At 53.3% G+C, this 17,649-nt stretch carries 14 protein-coding genes; 7 read left to right on the top strand and 7 right to left on the bottom strand.

Annotation, left to right across the window (positions count from 1 at the left end):
* Positions 1-27 precede the first annotated feature (27 nt).
* From purN to NAI64_RS03785, 5 genes are all read left to right on the top strand, one after another.
* A complete protein-coding gene (gene purN / locus NAI64_RS03805; protein ID WP_269297904.1) occupies positions 28-681 on the top strand; it encodes a phosphoribosylglycinamide formyltransferase in 654 nt (217 codons plus the stop codon).
* Positions 678-1,934: an RsmB/NOP family class I SAM-dependent RNA methyltransferase gene (locus tag NAI64_RS03800; protein WP_269297902.1), complete on the top strand. Its 1,257-nt coding sequence runs from the start codon at positions 678-680 to the stop codon at positions 1,932-1,934. The genes purN and NAI64_RS03800 overlap by 4 nt, the downstream gene beginning before the upstream one ends.
* A gap of 412 nt (positions 1,935-2,346) precedes the next feature.
* Complete coding sequence (locus tag NAI64_RS03795) at positions 2,347-3,960, top strand: hydantoinase/oxoprolinase family protein (RefSeq protein ID WP_269297900.1); 1,614 nt, start codon at positions 2,347-2,349, stop codon at positions 3,958-3,960.
* Positions 3,961-3,971: 11 nt separating this feature from the next.
* Positions 3,972-5,282: a histone deacetylase gene (locus tag NAI64_RS03790; RefSeq protein WP_269297899.1), complete on the top strand. Its 1,311-nt coding sequence runs from the start codon at positions 3,972-3,974 to the stop codon at positions 5,280-5,282.
* A gap of 149 nt (positions 5,283-5,431) precedes the next feature.
* Positions 5,432-7,072, top strand: coding sequence for an AAA family ATPase (locus tag NAI64_RS03785; protein ID WP_269297897.1), 1,641 nt, complete (start codon positions 5,432-5,434; stop codon positions 7,070-7,072).
* Between the two features lie 211 nt (positions 7,073-7,283).
* Here NAI64_RS03785 and NAI64_RS03780 read toward each other — a convergent pair whose 3' ends face one another.
* Positions 7,284-8,228, bottom strand: a complete 945-nt coding sequence (locus NAI64_RS03780) for an MBL fold metallo-hydrolase (protein ID WP_269297895.1) — start codon at positions 8,226-8,228, stop codon at positions 7,284-7,286.
* A 177-nt stretch (positions 8,229-8,405) separates the two neighbouring features.
* On the opposite strand from NAI64_RS03780, the gene NAI64_RS03775 reads away from it, so the two are divergent.
* Positions 8,406-8,579: a hypothetical protein gene (locus tag NAI64_RS03775; protein WP_269297893.1), complete on the top strand. Its 174-nt coding sequence runs from the start codon at positions 8,406-8,408 to the stop codon at positions 8,577-8,579.
* A 48-nt stretch (positions 8,580-8,627) separates the two neighbouring features.
* Here the strand turns inward: NAI64_RS03775 and frc are convergent, their stop codons facing one another.
* The 4 genes from frc to NAI64_RS03755 form a co-directional block, all read right to left on the bottom strand.
* On the bottom strand, positions 8,628-9,914 hold the full coding sequence (gene frc / locus NAI64_RS03770) for a formyl-CoA transferase (RefSeq protein WP_269297892.1): 1,287 nt from the start codon (positions 9,912-9,914) through the stop codon (positions 8,628-8,630).
* A 216-nt stretch (positions 9,915-10,130) separates the two neighbouring features.
* Complete coding sequence (locus NAI64_RS03765; protein WP_269297891.1) at positions 10,131-11,444, bottom strand: sigma-54 interaction domain-containing protein; 1,314 nt, start codon at positions 11,442-11,444, stop codon at positions 10,131-10,133.
* Between the two features lie 145 nt (positions 11,445-11,589).
* On the bottom strand, positions 11,590-12,300 hold the full coding sequence (locus tag NAI64_RS03760) for an alpha/beta hydrolase (protein WP_269297995.1): 711 nt from the start codon (positions 12,298-12,300) through the stop codon (positions 11,590-11,592).
* A 209-nt stretch (positions 12,301-12,509) separates the two neighbouring features.
* Entirely contained in the window at positions 12,510-13,421 is a 912-nt protein-coding gene (locus NAI64_RS03755) for a LysR family transcriptional regulator (protein ID WP_269297889.1), read from the bottom strand.
* A 99-nt stretch (positions 13,422-13,520) separates the two neighbouring features.
* Between NAI64_RS03755 and metE the strand changes: the two genes are divergently transcribed.
* Entirely contained in the window at positions 13,521-15,818 is a 2,298-nt protein-coding gene (gene metE / locus NAI64_RS03750; protein ID WP_269297887.1) for a 5-methyltetrahydropteroyltriglutamate--homocysteine S-methyltransferase, read from the top strand.
* Between the two features lie 48 nt (positions 15,819-15,866).
* Here metE and sdaAA read toward each other — a convergent pair whose 3' ends face one another.
* Both sdaAA and sdaAB read right to left on the bottom strand, forming a co-directional pair.
* A complete protein-coding gene (sdaAA, locus tag NAI64_RS03745; RefSeq protein ID WP_269297885.1) occupies positions 15,867-16,760 on the bottom strand; it encodes an L-serine ammonia-lyase, iron-sulfur-dependent, subunit alpha in 894 nt (297 codons plus the stop codon).
* A gap of 1 nt (position 16,761) precedes the next feature.
* Positions 16,762-17,436: an L-serine ammonia-lyase, iron-sulfur-dependent subunit beta gene (gene sdaAB / locus NAI64_RS03740; RefSeq protein WP_269297883.1), complete on the bottom strand. Its 675-nt coding sequence runs from the start codon at positions 17,434-17,436 to the stop codon at positions 16,762-16,764.
* Positions 17,437-17,649 lie beyond the last annotated feature (213 nt).

Here is a 17,649-nt window from a genome sequence, read left to right as displayed (position 1 = left end):
AGATGGCAGGACGGGTACAATTTGCGCATGAAAAATATCGTCATTCTTATTTCCGGACGGGGCAGCAATATGGAAGCCATCGTCCGTGCTTTCCGTCAGGAAAAGTGGTCTGCCAGACTGTGTGCCGTCATCAGCAATCGTGCCGATGCCGCCGGGCTTGTGTTCGCCGCAGAGGCAGGTATTCCGACACAGGTGGTTTCTCACAAGGATTATGCCGATCGTGAAGCATACGATGCGGCATTGCAGGCCGTTATCGATACCTATGAACCCGATCTGGTTATTCTGGCGGGATTCATGCGGATTCTGACGACCGGTTTCGTGGAACACTATACCGGTCGTATGATCAATATCCATCCCTCGCTGTTGCCCAGTTTCCGCGGGTTGCATACCCACCGGCAGGCGATTGAGGCGGGTGTCAGGGTGCATGGCGCGACTGTACATTTCGTCACGCCGGAACTTGATGGCGGGCCGGTCATCGCACAGGCTGTCGTACCGGTTTTGCCGGGCGACGATGAAGATACGCTGGCCGACAGGGTGCTGGCGCAGGAACATCGTCTGTATCCGCGGGTCGTCCGATGGATTACGGAAGACAAGGTTTCCTATACCGGCGAGGGCAAGGTCGTTCTGGCCGATGATATCGCCGGTTCGCTGGATTTCGTCGTCAAGGGAGGTGGATTGTGAGACTGTCTCCATGGGTGATTACGCATACCGAGCAGGTATTGCGGGAAGTTTTGCAATTTTCAGGGCCCGCCGATGTCGTGATTTCACGTTATTTCCGCGAGCATGCCAAGCTGGGTATGCGTGAGCGTGGTGCCATTGCCGAAACGGTCTATGCGATTTTGCGCAACCGTCTGGTGTATAACCATCTTTCGGAATCCGGAGCGGGACCGGCGATGCGACGTCTGGTATTGCTCGGACTGGCCGATGTATACGGACCGGATGCGATGGGTGGAATCAGTGACGAAGAACGTGACTGGCTGGAACATGTCATGAAGATCGATCGCAGCCGGTTGCCGAGGAAAATGCAGGCCAATTTGCCGGACTGGCTTTATGACAGGCTTCTCGCTCAATATGGCGAGGAAGAAACACAGGAACTTTCGCGCGTGCTCAACACGCCGGCGCCGCTGGATTTGCGCGTCAATACGCTCAAGATGAAACGGGAAGAAGCCGTCAGGGTGCTAAAAGAGGTTCCGGTCGAATGTGAGGTGACGCCGTATGCCGCGTCCGGCATCCGTCTTCACAAAAAGATCGCCTTGCAGAATATGCCGTTGTTCAAGGATGGTGGCGTGGAAGTGCAGGATGAGGGCAGCCAGTTGCTGGCACAGATCGTCGGTGCGAAACGGGGCGAAATGGTCGTCGATTTTTGTGCGGGCGCGGGCGGCAAGACGCTGGCGCTTGGGGTCGCCATGCGCAATACCGGCAGGTTGTATGCATTCGATGTATCGGAACGGCGGTTGGCGAAGATGAAACCCAGACTGGCCAGAAGCGGCTTGTCCAATGTTCATCCCATTCAGATCGCCCATGAGCGGGATGCGAGGATCAAGCGTCTGGCAGGCAAAGCGGACAGAGTGCTCGTCGATTCGCCATGCAGTGGTCTGGGAACCTTGCGGCGCAATCCTGACCTGAAATGGCGACAGACGTCGGAGACGATTGCCGAAATGGCGCAAAAACAGCGCGAGATTCTGGAATCGGCGGCGCGGCTGGTCAAGCCGGGCGGGCGACTGGTATATGCCACATGCAGTTTGCTTGATGATGAAAACGAGAAAATCGTATCGGATTTTCTGGCGAAAGATGGGCGGTTCGCGCTGGTACCCATGCAAAAGGTATTGGAAGAAAGCAAGGTCGATCTGGAAATGGGCGACTTTCTGAAACTGTTGCCGAACCGGCATCAGACGGACGGTTTTTTTGCGGCGGTTATTGAACGCAAGGAATAAACATATCGCGCAGACATGATACGAACGGCATTTTCTCTGAAAATGCCGTTTTTCTTTGTGTCCGTACCGCATGTGATGGTACCGAAAAATGCGGTTGTGAGCGATTCGACACGTCATATCCCGAAGTGTTGGCAGGTATTTGGGCAGGCCGCCGCTAAATTCTGGCAAGATCGGGTCAGTTCTTCTCCGCTAATGTTACAATGCTGGAACAAGGTATCGGGCATGCCGTACCGGTGGGGCGGTGTGCGTGTTTTGGGCAAGAATTTTCGTGATGTAACAACCTGATTTTTTACATTTCAAGAAACGATATGGCACGATTCTCATTTTTGAAATCCTCGATAAAACCGGTTACAGGGAGATGCGCATGATCCTTGGAATTGACGTTGGAGGTACGCATACCGATTCGGTTCTGATGAATAACCGAAAGATTGTCCGCAAATCGAAAGTGCTGACGGACAAGGAAAATATTCTCAAGTCCGTCCTGATGGCGACGGAGGCCGTTGCGAAACCGGAAGATATCCGGAATTTGCAGCGTATTGTGTTGTCGACGACGCTGACGACGAATGCCGTCGTCCAGAACCAGCTCGATCCCGTCGGACTGGTCGTCATGAACGGCCCGGGTGTCGCACCGAAAGATCTGCCGCTGTATGACAAGGCCAACTATATTGCCGGCTACATGAGCCACCGCGGTATCGAGGCAGAAGCGCCGGATCGTTCGGAACTGGCCGCCCTGAAAGAAAAATTCAAAAAGGAAAACATCAACCGTTTTGCCATCGTCGGCAAATTTTCGACACGCAATCCGGCGCATGAACAGGAAGTGGACGCCTATTTCGAGGATATGGCGGAACACGCCTCCCAGAGCCACCAGCTGTCCGGCGCGCTGAATTTTCCGCGCCGAATCGCGACCACTTATCTGAACGAAGCGGTCTGGGGCTTGCAGCGTACGCTGGCCGACCAGCTCAGGACATATATGGACAAGCTGGGCGTCAAGGTTCCCTTGTATATCCTGAAAGCGGATGGCGGTACCATCGAGGTCGAAGCATCGCGTGAAATGCCGGTGCAGACCATTTTGTCCGGTCCGGCTGCCACGATCATGGGCGTTTTGCCTTATGTCTCGCCGGAAAAAGATTCGATTTCCGTCGATATCGGTGGTACGACGACCGATATCGCCCTGTTCGCCGACGGGGTTCCGCTGCTGGAACCGCAAGGTATCACGATCGAGGATCACAAGACTTCGGTGCGTGGCCTGTTGACACATTCGATCGGTGTCGGTGGCGACAGTCATGTCCGTGTCGAGGATGGTGTGTTGCGTCTCGGACCGGAACGCAAGGGAGCTGCCATGGCGTTCGGAGGTCCGGTTCCCACGACGACGGATGCATTGATCGTGCTGGGTATCGCCGATATCGGTGACAAGGCCAAGGCGATGGATGCCATGAAGCAGCTGGCTGCGGACATGAAGAAAACGCCGCAAGAGGTGGCAACGGAGGTTGTCGATCTGGCCTGTTCGCTGATCGTGGAAAAAATCAAGACCATGCTTGCCGAAATCAACAGCAAGCCGGTTTATACCATTCATGAATTGCTGGAAGGTCGCAAGATCGAACCGAAGGAAATTCTGGTCGTCGGCGGTCCGGCACCGTATATGGCGAAACGGATCGGCGAAATGATGGATTGCCCGGTCAAGGTGCCGAACGATTCCGATGTCATCAACGCCAGCGGTGCGGCAACTGCCAGAACGACAGTCGAACTCAATATCGTCGCGGATACCGAAGCGCAGGTATTGAGCATCGCCGAAGAAGGTATCCAGCAGGAAATCCCGAAACGCTTCACGCTGGAAGACGTAATCGAACTGGGTACCGAAAAACTGGTCAGAAAGGCGAAAGAAGCCGGTGCCAGAGACGAGGATATCGTTGTCGAGGTGGCGGACAGCCAGGTATTCAATGTGGTCAGAGGCTATTCCACCATCGGCAAGAACATGCGTGTCAGACTTCAGGTCAAACCGGGTCTGATCAAAGAAGAATCGAATTGAAAGAGGCTTTCGTGAAAAAGAAAACAGGACTGGTTTTTTTCCCGGCGTTCGACTACGCGATCACGCCGACCCATCCGGAACGTGAAGAACGTCTTCTTTACACACAGGATCAGGTTGTCGAGGAAGGTCTTCTGGACTTCGACAATATCAAGGAATACAAGCCTGATCTGGCGACTCCGGCCGATATCAATCGGGTGCATTTTTGCGTTCCCGGCATTGACGAAATCGTCCACACTTCCCACCTGATTTCGGTGGGCGGTACGCTGACGGCAGCTGACAAGGTGCTGACCGGTGAAGTGGACAATGCCTTTGCGCTGGTGCGTCCTTGCGGACACCATTCCATGCGCGTCGTCCATGGCAGCCGCGGTTTCTGTACGCTGAACATGGAAGCGATCATGATCGAATATATCCGCCACAAATACGGTGTGAAACGTATCGCCGTTGTCGATACCGACTGCCACCATGGTGACGGTTCACAGGATATTTTCTGGCATGATCCCAATACCCTGTTTATTTCCATGCATCAGGATGGCCGTACCCTGTATCCAGGTTCGGGATTCCCCGATGAAGCCGGTGGTCCGAATGCCTACGGTACCATCGTCAATTTGCCGATGCCGCCGGAAACGTGCGAGGAAGGTTTCCTTTACACGCTGGACAATATCGTCATGCCGTTGCTTGACGATTTCAAGCCTGATCTGATCGTCAATTCGGCCGGCCAGGACAACCATTATTCCGACCCGATCACGAACATGAAGTTCACGGCGCAGGGTTATGCGATCCTGAACGATCGTCTGAAACCCGATCTGGCTGTGCTGGAAGGCGGCTATTCCATCGAAAGCGCGTTGCCGTACATCAATACCGGTATCATTCTGGCGATGGCGGGGCTCGACTACAGTCATATCAAGGAACCGGACTATAATCCGCGCAACCAGATCCAGTCGCCACACATCACCAATTATCTCAAGCAACTGAAAGATTACACGCTGGAAAACTGGAAGAACAAGGAAGCGCTCAAACGCAAGGCGTATCCGAACCAGCCTTTCCACCGTCGCAACCGCAGTATCTTCTACGATACCGATTACATCCGCGAAACACAGACCGAAACGCTCAGAACGTGTCCGGATTGCGGGGGCGCCGTCGTGATCGATTCGCAGGCCGATACCGGACGGCACAGCCATATCAAGGCTATCCAGATTCCGCGCTATGCCTGCGATGCCTGCCGCAAGTGGGGTGAACAGCAGTTCGAACAGGGCAAGAAGGAAGGCTACGCACAGGTCTTTTTGCAGGACAAGGACAAAGACCTGTATCTGGTCGACGAATGACCCACGAGTCATACGGTCTGTCTGTGAAGCCAGCATATATCATGCTGGCTTCAGCTTGCCGGCTGGATGACGTAATCGTAAAGACAGCCATAAAAGGGTTTCCTTTTATGGCTGACCTGTAACATTTATGCTTCAGATTGGTTTGTCATATGGAATTTGATCTTTCCGTTTCCCAGGTTAATGATTTGCTTGCCCATGTCGGCAAGGAAACCGAACTGGCACAGCGTCTGTCGTCACATGCGATGACCAACGGCCGTATTCTGGTACCTGATCATATCTTCGATGAAGAATCGATGAAACAGCTGTGGCGGATGGCTGAACAAATGGAGGACAAAGCCCTGTATTTTCAGCTGATCGCTGCACGCAATGTCGAAAGGGAAAAATTCAGTACACCTGTCGTCTCCAATATCGACTGGCTGATTCCGGCATTGCAGGCATATTTGTCGACCGATGCCATCGACGGCTGGCTGTATCGTCGCAATCGGGATGGTGTCCTCTTGCCATGGCTGATCGAAAGTATTGAATATGTGCCACGGGAAGAAGGGATGCCGGGACTGCCTTATGTCTGTATCCAGTTATTGGCCAATACGATTGCCGCGACGGGATATGTCGATAACGCAGCGCCGGATCAGTGGCGTACCGGTATGACGAGCGCTATCCTGTTTTACCAGCGTGAAATGGGAAAACTCTCCATTCCGGAATTGCTGGCCAGAAAGGGCTATTACAAGGAATGTCCTGAATTCAAGGAAGAATACGAAAAACACAGACGTGATTTCGCCAATTACCAGCCGTTTTACGGAAAACAGTTCCGTGCGAAAAATTCGGGTTTTCTGATCAGTGAAGGGGAAAACCGTCTGGTCAAGAATCTGGAATTTTTCAGGATTTCTCCAGGAACTTCGGTCAAGTGCGTCAATGATGAAGAAATCATCGAACGTCGTATCGAAACGCATTCCAACAAGAAAACCATCGTCAATGCGACATCCGGAGAGATTCCGATTCATTGCTATCTGCATATGTTCCATCTGGAACTGCACCAGAATTGCTGGGTACATGTCCAGAACCTGGAAGAATACCAGTACAGACCAGAACTGAAAACCAAGCTGATTTTGCCGCCGGAACACCGCAAGCTGATCGATATCCTGACGGCACATTCCGATATCCTGACCGATGACATTATCGAGGGCAAGTCGGGAGGAACCACCATTTTGTGTATGGGGGCCGCCGGTCTGGGCAAGACCCTGACGGCCGAAGTGTATTCCGAAGTCGTCGGAAAACCCTTGTACCGTGTCCATTCAGGGCAGCTGGGAACATCGGCAGAAAGCGTCGAAGCTGCACTTTCTTCAGTCTTGCGGCGTGCCGCGCGTTGGGATTCGATTTTGCTGATCGACGAAGCGGACGTGTATATCCGCCGTCGCGACAATGATTTGCAGCATAATGCGATCGTGGCGGAATTTCTCAGGACGCTCGAATATTTCGATGGTCTCCTGTTCATGACGACGAACCGTGTCGATGATGTGGACGATGCGATTCTCTCGCGATGTATCGCCGTGATCCGTTATGAAGTACCGCCGAAGGACGATGCGATACGTTTGTGGAAGTCCCTGTCGGAACAGTTCCAGGTCAAGCTGTCCGATGAACTGGTTGCCGATCTGGTACGCGATTTCCCGAATTCGACAGGACGCGATATCAAGGAATTGCTGAAACTGACCAGCCGTTTGTGCAGCAGCTGCAATGAACCCGTGTCTCTGGAAGCGTTTCACCAGTGTGCCGTGTTCAGGGGAAGACGGTAAAAGTTTTTGGAAACAAAAAAGCCGACATCATGTCGGCTTTTTTGCTGTCGGGAAGGATTCCGTGCCGGAAATATAAATCGGCTGCGACAAGGATTCAGCCATTTATATGTTACAGGTCATTATCTGAAGTCGTTCCGGAAAGCATGAGAGTGATAAACGTTCAGGTTGCCATCCGGCACGGAATTTTCCACTGACTATCGCATCTCCATTATCAGGCACAGCCACATCCACAGGTTTGGCGACGGCACATCGAATAATCGCCTTCCTGTTTTCTCGGCAGTTCACCCAGTGCGATCACGGTACCGGTATGTCCGAAAGTGACGATGTCGCCCAGATAGTCTTTCATCTGCTGCATGGCATTGTCGCCGGTACAGTGGCAGGGGATCAGGAAGTCCATATTCCAGCTCTTCATGGCTTCGAGGGTTTTGTCCATCCGTTCCTTCGAAGCGCGGATCAGATGCATGCCACCGACGATGCCGGAGATTTTTTCGATACCGCTGACCTTGCGGATATAGTTGACTGTGTTGACGATGCCGGAATGGCAGCATCCCAGAAGGATGACAAGTCCTTTATCCGTTTCGAACCACATCGACATGTCATCGGATACCGGATCAGGTTTGCTGCCTTCGAAATCCAGGAAGAGGGCGTCGCCCACATCCTCGAAAGTCGTCAGACGGGGAACCGGGCCGGTAATGGCTACGCCCGGCAACAGGTAATGCGGTTTGTCGAGTACGTGTTTCTGTTCCGGCGGAAGCGTTTCGAAAATCTTTTTGGCACTCGGAGGAGGGGACCAGTTCAGGGCCTGTTCTCCAGGGCGGCAACAGAAACGGTCTGCATCGATATTGCGTCCGCAATACATCGGTGCCTTGGGGTTTATGGCATAAAAGTCGGCCAGATTGTCCGTATGGTCATCATGGCCGTGACTTAATACCAGTACTTCTGCATCGGCGAGATTGATGCCCAGACGTTCGGAATTTTTCAGAATGACATCTTTTTGACCGGTATCGAAAAGAATACGCCGGTCACGAATCTTGATCCATGCAGCAAAACCATGAACACATTCAAGGCCTTCGCCGGCCTTGTTGTCGACGAGCAGCGTAATGCTCGAAGGCTGCTGGCTGCAATCGGATTGTTTTTCAGTTGTTGCGTTTGACATGATGGTTATTCCGTTAAAGTGAAGTCATACCGCTTCGAAACACCATTTTATCCATGAAACTTCAATATCTTCAATGATTATTTTAAGAGATGGTAATCTTTTAAAAATCAACGAGTTGACGATTTTTTTGAATGAACTGCATTCTGTGTTCCACTGTTATTTCATGTCAAAAAGGTAATGTTTGGCAGTATTTGGCAGTTATTTGGCAGTCATATGCCGATTGAAGGAAGTGAAAAGGGTGATATCGCCGATGGCGACATGTCAGCAGATTTTATGCCGGGACGTGTTTTTGTTTGCGATTTGGTTGAAAGAGCAAGAAAGCCTGGAGAAGGCCGACGGGACAGGCAATAAAAAATGGCGCTCCGGAGAGCGCCATTTCCTCGATGGAACCAGAGTCTATCAAACTACCTGTTTTGCATGCAGTTCTTTGATCTTGGCTTCGTCGCAGCCCAGTTCTTTCAGGATTTCATCGGTGTGTTCACCCAGCAGCGGAGCACGGGTGATGTCCGGTTTGAATCCGGAGAATTTGAACGGAGCGCCAACGGTCAGATGGTTACCACGAACTTCGTCGACAACTTCAACGACCGTACCGACTTTACGCAGGGACGGATCGTGAGCCAGTTCTTTCAGGGACATAACCGGGCCGCATGGAATGCCGTACTGGGCAGCCCATTCGGTAACTTCGAATTTGTCCTTGTCAGCGAACTTGGTTTCGATGAAGGAGAAGATGTCCATCAGCTTGTCGACACGACCTTCGAAGGTGTTGTAGTTCGGGTCGTCTTTCCATTCCGGCTTGTCGATCATGTCGCAGATCTGTGGCCACATGTTGGCAGCGATGGTGAAGTAAACGTAGGAGTCAGCATCGGTTTCCCAACCTTTACATTTCAGCATCCAGCCAGGCTGGCCGCCGCCACCTGCGTTACCGCCACGCGGTACGGAGTGGATGTTTTCGAAGGACAGCGGGTTGCCGTCTCTGTCGAATGCAAAGTTCGGCTGAGCCTGCGGGTATTCAGCCAGGATACCGGTTCTTTCCAGACGCTGCTGGTCACGCAGTTTGATACGGCACAGGTTGAGAACTGCGTCCTGCATAGCAACGGCAACTTTCTGACCACGGCCGGTTTTGTGACGCATTTCCAGAGCAGCCAGGATACCGATCAACAGGTGCATACCGGAGTTGGTGTCACCCAGAGCGGCGCCGGAAACAGTCGGAGGACCATCCCAGAAACCGGTGGTCGCAGCTGCACCGCCGGAGCACTGTGCAACGTTTTCATAAACTTTCAGGTGTTCGTTGGCGTGGCCTTCTGCATAACCCTTGACGGAAGCCAGAATGACACGTGGGTTCAGTTCCTGGATGCGTTCCCAGGTGAAGCCCATACGATCCAGAGCGCCCGGACCAAAGTTTTCGACCATGACGTCGGAACGCTTGATCATGGTTTCCAGCAGTTCCTTGCCTTCCGGGGTCTTCATGTCCAGTTCGATCGAACGCTTGTTGCAGTTGAACATCGTGAAGTACAGGGAGTCAACATTTGGTTTGTCTCTCAGCCAGCCACGAGTCATATCGCCGGAACCGCGACGTTCGATCTTGATGACGTTTGCGCCCAGGAAACCCATCATCTGCGTACAGGCAGGACCTGCCTGAACGTGGGTAAAGTCGAGCACGTTAATTCCATCTAATGGTTTAGTCATAATTTCTCATTTCCTTGTCGTTGGTACAACTTTTGGTTTTGTTCTCCCTGGTCGTATCTCCCTTTGGAGGCGCCCAAAAAGAAAAAGTTCACCCTTAAAGGGCTGAAGGTACTAACTTTGGATTGCTAACACTTCGCATAACATCTCAAAATGAAGCAAGCTTTATGTATAGCCCCTATATTTTACTCAATAGGCCATTTAAATCAAGTGTGTCTGTCATGTTTCATCGTGTCCGGATTTCTCACTGTCCGGTATGTTGTGCAGTTCGGCGAGGCGACGGTAAAGCGTACGTTCGCTGATACCGAGCATGGCGGCGAGCTTTTTGCGGTTACCCCTGAAAGTGGCGAGTATCTGTCTGAGACTGGCTTGTTGTGATGCGAAGTTGGCCGGGACTATAGTGTCGGCCGAAGTGGTGTCTTCCGGTATCAGAAGATGTTCGGGCGTGATGTCACTGTCGTCACACAACAGGCAGGCACGTTCGAGAAAGTTGCGCAATTCGCGGACATTACCGGGATACGGGTAAGTTTGCAGGCGGTACATGGCTTCAGGCGAGACCCTCAGGTTGCGTTCGGGGGCCATTTTTTTCAGCAGCGAGGTCACCAGCAGGGGAATGTCTTCCAGGCGATCCCGCAGGGGAGGAACATGAATCGGAAAAATGTCGAGCCGGTAATAAAGGTCTTTACGGAACAGGCCAGCATCGGCTTTCTGTTTCAGGTCATGGCTGGTGGCCGAAATGATCCGGATATCCGCACGGCGAGGGTCTGCCGAGCCCGGGCGGCGGTAGGCTCCCGTCTCGAGCAGGCGCAGCAGTTTCGATTGCATCGACAGGGGCAAGTCACCGACTTCGTCCAGAAACAGGGTTCCGCCATCGGCTGCATCGACCAGTCCTTTTTTGGCAGAACCGGTCTTTGAAAATGCCCCTTTTTCCTGTCCGAACAATTCGGTTTCGAAATAGGTTTCAGAAATACCGGAACAGTCCACCACGATAAACGGTTTCGCGGCCCGTTTGCCGGCGCGATGAATGGCCTGCGCGACCAGTTCTTTGCCGGTGCCCGATTCGCCGTACAACAGGATGCTGATGTCGGCGGACGCGGCTTTTCCGATCTGGTGCATCATATGCTCGAAAGACGGGGATTGGCCTTGCAGGCTGTTTCTTTCGGTGATGCCCTTGGCCATCTTGACCGGTTCGATTTTTTCCACGAAACAGGTGATTTCCCCGGATTCGTTTTTGACGGGAGTCAGTTCGATACTGACATATTCCTCGCCGTTGGGGGTATGGTGCATGTGCAGGACACGTTCTGTCTTGCCGGATCGCCGGCTTTTCGCCAGTGGACAGGTTTCGCCGGAGCGGTCGCAGGGCATGTCGTAGTTGTGCGACACTTCATAACAGGTTCTTCCGATCACGGATGTTTGTGGATTGCAGTATTTTCGGAAAGCCTGATTGACCGCGATGATCCGGTATTGGGTATCGAAAAGAATATGCGGTTCGGACTGTGCCTGGAGAAACGAGGCGAGTTCGGTAAATGGCATGGCAGCCTCTACGGTCTGTTTCGGAAAAGCGATGCCGCAATACTGCCATGAACTGCCATCACTGCCAATATGGGGGATATTTTTGGCAGCGATGACAACAAGAAGACAAACGGCGTCAGAAAAACGTTGCCGGAATGGGAATACGTTATTGTGGCCTGTTCAGGGAACGGTCAAGATAGAAGCGGATGGCTTTTTCGACGACGTGGGGATGGATGACATGTCGTCCGTGAAATTCCAGAAATTCCACATCGTAACCGGCTTTTTTCAGTTCATGATAATGATACAGTCCACTGGTATCCATCGGCAGCTGTTCGTCTTCCGGACTGTGCGCGATGAAAACAAGCGGACGGCCACGCGGGACGTAGAGATTCATGAAACCGCCGGAAAGGGCGATGACATGGGAAACGGTTTCGCCATTGGAGAGACCGATAGACAGGGAATAGCTCGCGCCGTCGGAAAAACCGCAAAAACCGAAATGGTTCTTGTCGAGATCAAAGTGGGAATTGACTTTTTCCAGTGCTCTTTCCAGTCGTTCCAGATCGGGACCGTTGCCGCCGATGGTCAAATCCCATGTCGGATAGGTCGATTGCGGCAGCATCAGCAAAAACCCGTTTTTTTCGGCGTGTTCCTTAAAAAACGGAAGCACCTTTTCGGCACTGCCCCCCGCGCCATGGAACATGACGAGCAGCTTGACCGGTTTGCCGGTATCCAGCCCCTCAGGGACGATCAGGAGCGTATCGCGTTCACCTTCCTGTCCGAGCGGGACGTTCAGGAAATGTGCGCCCGGTGGAAGCGGCGGCTGATCCGGGGTTTTGAACTGGAAGGTCAGATGTCCGAGAATGGACGGCGGCATCATTGAAAAGTCGAATTCGTGCAGGTTGGTTGGAAAATTGCTTTTCATGTTGTCAAGTCCGGTTAGGGCGTTGGGAAAAACCGTTCCGGTTACGGGAACGGTACGTTATATTGAATCAGCACTTTACCATCATTATCGCCGAATCGTGACGATGTCCGGCAAGAAATCGGTACTTTGCATGGTTTCATGAAGGGATGACTGGCCAACGGGCGTCAGTTCAGCAGCCGGATTCCCGGCAGTTCGCACAGGCTTCTTTCACGGATAAGCCGGATGAAATCGCGGATATAGGATTTATCGCTCATGTCGGAGCGGGTGGCTGCGTACAGTTTGCCAGTCAGTCCTTTTTCCGTGATCGGTCTGGAAACGACATATTGTTTGTCCAGATAGCTTTTGACGGCCCATAGCGGCAAGGCGGCGATACCGCGTCCACTGGCGACAAGCTGAAGGATAGCGACGGTCAGTTCCGATGTGCGGCGTTCGGGAGAGATGCCGGCAGGCAGGAGAACCTGTCGCATGATGTCGAGCATATCGTCGGGGACGGGGTAGGTGATAAGGGTTTCCGTGGCGAAGTGTTCTGGGCGCAAAAACGGTTCGTTGTTCAATGGGTGGTGTCTGGCAAGCAAGGCCAGGATTTCGAAATGAAACAACGGGGAAAAGGCGATGCCGGTTTCCGGTTCCGGAACGCCGACGATCGCCAGATCGGCACGGTGCTGGTGCAGCAACGCGACGGGATCGGCATGAAAACCGGAGATGATATCGAGTTCGACTTCAGGCCATCGCGAACGGAATATATCCATGGCGGGCATGAGCCAGTCGAAACAGGTATGGCATTCCACTGCGATTCTCAGTGTACCGGCCGTACCGTCTTTCAGGCGGATCAGGTTGCGTTCCGCATCTTCGATGGCAGGTATGACGGTGTCGGCCAGTTCCAGGAGACGTTGTCCGATGATGGTAAAAGCGACTGGCACGCTTTTTCGCTCGAAAAGCAGACCGTAATTGGATTCCAGCAGGCGAATTTGTTGCGATACGGCAGATTGCGTCAGATGAAGCATGTCGGCCGCCCGTGTCAGGTTGCCCGTTTTGCGCAATGCCCTGAGGGTTTTCAGATGTTTCAGTTCTATCATTAGAAAATCTTATGATAAGTTTTAAAAACTTTCATTTGAATAATGATATACGGGTGACTATGATTTTCCAACCGTATTTTGTTGAAAGAAAGGAAATTCATGGTTTGCAGTCATATTCCGGGTTTTCCGCGAATGGGAGTACAGCGGGAGCTGAAATCGGCGCTAGAGACGTACTGGAAGTCCGTTTCCTGTACGGATGGAAGTTTTCATGATGCGGACGATCTTGAAGCGATGGGAAAACGTCTGCGTTCTGCGCACTGGGCGTTGCAGAAAAAAGCGGGGCTGGACTGGGTGACGGTCGGCGATTTCGCTTTTTACGATCATGTCCTCAACCATGTCCAGATGCTGGGGTGCGAGCCGGCACGTTTCGGCTTTACGCCCGATGTTCCTGAGCTGGTTCGTTACTTTGCGATGGCGAGAGGAGCTACTGACGGCAAGTCGGGACAGGCCATGTCGATGACCAAATGGTTCGATACGAATTACCACTATATCGTTCCCGAATTTTTGCCGGAAACCGCTTTTTCATTATCGAGCGAGCGTCTGTTTTCTGAAGTGAGAGAAGCGAAAGCGCTTGGTCATGCCGTGAAGGCTGTTTTGCTGGGGCCTGTCAGTTTCCTGTATCTGGGAAGGGAAAAAGCCGAAGGGTTCGACCGTCTTTCGCTGTTGCCGGGGCTGTTGCCGGTTTATCGCCGGATTTTGTCCCGGTTGCATGATGAGGGTGTGGAATGGGTCCAGATGGATGAACCGGTACTCGGACTGGATATTGGGGAGAAGTGGCTGTCGTCTTTTTCGCGCGCATACGGGGAATTGTCCGGTCAGGGTGTGAAATTGCTGCTGGCGACTTATTTTTCTTCTCTGGACGATCATGTCGCCGAGGTATGTTCGTTGCCGGTCGATGGCTTGCATATCGATGCGGTCAGGGGAAGAAAGGATTTGCCGGACATCTTGCGGATGTGGCCTGAGGAAAAGATTTTGTCTGTCGGGATTGTCGATGGACGGAATATCTGGAAAACCGATCTGGACAAGGCGTTGTCGGTTTTGCGCATGCCGGGTTTGGTGGAAAGACCGAATGTATGGGTCTCATCAAGCTGTTCGCTGTTGCATGTTCCATTTTCGCTGGAAGGCGAAACGGCCATGGATGAGCGTCTGAAACAGTGTCTGGCGTTTGCGGTTGAAAAACTCGACGAGATCGGGGTGATCAGGCAGGCGTTGCGGCAAGGGGATGGTGCGGTCGCAGGGGCGCTGGAAGCATCGCGCCAGACAGTCGGGCTGAGAAAAGGGGACTGGGTACACCATGCCGGTGTCATGGAAAGGATGGCGAAGGCAGGCGACGGGGTGGATCATCGCCATTCACCTTTCGGTGTTCGTCAGCGCTTGCAGCGCAAACGTTTCGGTTTGCCGGCTTTTCCGACAACGACGATCGGTTCTTTTCCGCAGACGGCGAAAATCCGGTCGGTACGTGCCGCGTTCAAGCGGGGTGCCATGAACGAAAGCGATTATACGAAAGCCATGCAGGACGAAATCGCCTTTTGTATCGCCGAACAGGAGTCGCTGGGACTGGATGTTTTCGTTCATGGGGAGCCGGAACGCAACGATATGGTCGAGTATTTCGCCGGCTTGCTGGACGGGATGGCGATAACGTTCAACGGCTGGGTGCAGTCTTATGGTTCCCGTTGTGTCAAACCGCCGGTGATTTACGGGGATGTCTCAAGGCCGGGTGCGATGACGGTGGAATGGACGAAATTCGCGCAAAGTCTGACGGACAAGCCGGTCAAGGGGATGTTGACGGGACCGGTCACGATTTTGCAATGGTCGTTTGTTCGCGATGATGAAAAACGTTCTGTCGTGGCGGAACAGATCGCGTGGGCTATCCGCGATGAAGTCAGGGATCTTGAAAATGCGGGTATCGGTATCATCCAGATCGATGAGCCCGGTTTGCGCGAAGGTTTGCCGCTTCGCCGCGCGCAGTGGCGCGAGTATCTGGATTGGGCATGCCGCGTTTTCAGGATCGCGTCTTGCGGTGTACGGGACGATACCCAGATTCATACGCATATGTGTTATGCCGAGTTCGGCGACATTATGCCTGATATCGCCAGTCTGGATGCCGATGTGATCACGTTGGAAGCCAGCCGCGGCGATATGGATTTGCTCAAGGGATTCAGCGATTTCCGCTATCCGAACGAGATCGGTCCCGGTGTGTACGATATTCACTCGCCGCGCGTGCCTTCGGTCGATGAGATGGTAGCGTTGTTGCAGCGGATGGCAGGTGTCATTTCACCGGAACAGCTGTGGGTGAATCCGGATTGCGGACTGAAAACCCGGCAGTGGCGGGAAGTGATCGAAGCGCTGTCCAATATGGTGGCCAGCGCCAAAGTCATGCGCAAGGCGATGTGCTGACATGAACATGCGCCTGTGCCGGCGAACCTGTGCAGGCGCGTGCCAAGGTCAGTTTTCGGAATGGAACTGGTTTTTGCGGATCAGTTCTTTTACGATGATGCGGGCGGTCGGTGTGCTGGCAAGCCCTCCGCGTGCCGTTTCTTTCAGGTCGGAGGACATGGAATCTCCGACGGCACGGATGGCGTCGATGACTTCATCGGCAGGGATTTTGTGTTCGATGCCTGCCAGTGCCATATTGGCGCAGGACAGGGCATTGACGGCACCGATGACATTGCGCTGGACGCAAGGGATTTCCACAAGTCCGGCGATAGGATCGCAGACGAGTCCCATCAGGTTGGACAATGCCATGGCGCAGGCATATGAACACATCTGGCCTGTTCCGCCGCCCAGATGGGTCAGTGCGGTGGCGGCCATCGCCGAAGCCGTACCGATTTCCGCCTGGCAACCGCCTTCGGCTCCCGATATGGATGAACGGGTGGCGATGATTTGTCCGAAGCCGGCGGCTACATACAGGGCCTCGATGATGGTGTCGTCGGGAATCGCGCGTTTTTTGATGAGTGGTACCAGAACGGCCGGAATGACACCGCAGGATCCTGCCGTCGGCATGGCGACGATCCGTTTCATGCAGGCATTGCTTTCGCTGACTTTCAGGGCTTCGGATACGACTTCGTTGAAAAAGGTGCCGCCGAACAGAAGTCCCTTTTCGCTGGCGATGCGGACTTTTTCTCCGTCACCGCCGACCAGTCCGCTGTTGGAACGGTCGGCAGGGTGATAGCTGTCCACCGACGCTTTCATCGCTTCCCAGAAATAACGCATGCGTGCCAGGGATTCTTCACGGTTGAGATTTTGGGAATGGATGTCGTCTTCCAGAATCGTTTCCCACAGCGGCCGGTTTTCAGCAGCCGCACGTTCCAGCAGTTGTTTGACGGATTGAAATGCCATATCAGCCCCTGTCCTGTTCCTGATTGAGGTAAGTGATTTTCAGTATGCCTTCCATACCAGCCAGTTTTTCAACCAGTTCCGGCGGGATGGGATCGTCGCATTCGATGACCATGACGGCTTGTCCACCTTTGGAGCGGCGATAGAGCTGCATGGTGGCGATATTGATTCCGTAACGCGCCAGTGCGGAGGTCACCAGTGCGACATGACCCGGCCTGTCGTAGTGGGTATGGACGATCAGGGTATTTTCGTCGCCCGAGAAATTTGTCGTGATGCCGTCGAGGCGGGAGACCAGAATGCGGCCGCCACCCAGCGAGGACGCGACGATTTCCAGCTTGCGGCCATGGTCTCCTTCAAGCGAGATCAGGGTGGAATTCGGATGGGCGTTGGGGATGTGGGTGGTGTCGATGTCGAACGACAGGCCTTCCTTGCGAGCGATGTCGAAACTTTCCGGAATACGTTCGTCATCCGGACGGATTCCCAGCAAACCGGCGACGATGGCTCTGTCCGTACCGTGCCCCGCACCGGTCATGGCGAACGAGCCGTGCAGTTTGATATCGGCTTTCACCGGTTTTTCGCCCAAAAGCTTGCGTGCCACCAGTCCGATCTTGACGGCGCCTGCCGTGTGGGAACTCGATGGGCCGATCATGACGGGACCGATAATGTCGAACAGTTTCATGCAGACTCCGTAACGGAAAAATGAATCCGGATTGAATGCCTAAGGATACAATGCTTTTCCGATCTCTGCTTGCCGGTGATGGGCAGGGAAGGTATTTTCAATACATGTTTTTCTGAAAGGACTGCTGTTGCGGCGGGATGAAAGGCATGCGGAATCTTCGATGGTCATGGTATCGGCAAGGATGTGCCAGCCATCAGGCAGGCAGGTGCCGTT

The organism is Oxalobacter paeniformigenes, from assembly GCF_027158465.1.
Taxonomy (GTDB): Bacteria; Pseudomonadota; Gammaproteobacteria; order Burkholderiales; family Burkholderiaceae_D; genus Oxalobacter; species Oxalobacter paeniformigenes.
The sequence above is the reverse complement of the archived record's forward strand: the minus strand, read 5'-3'. Positions and strand labels throughout refer to the sequence as shown.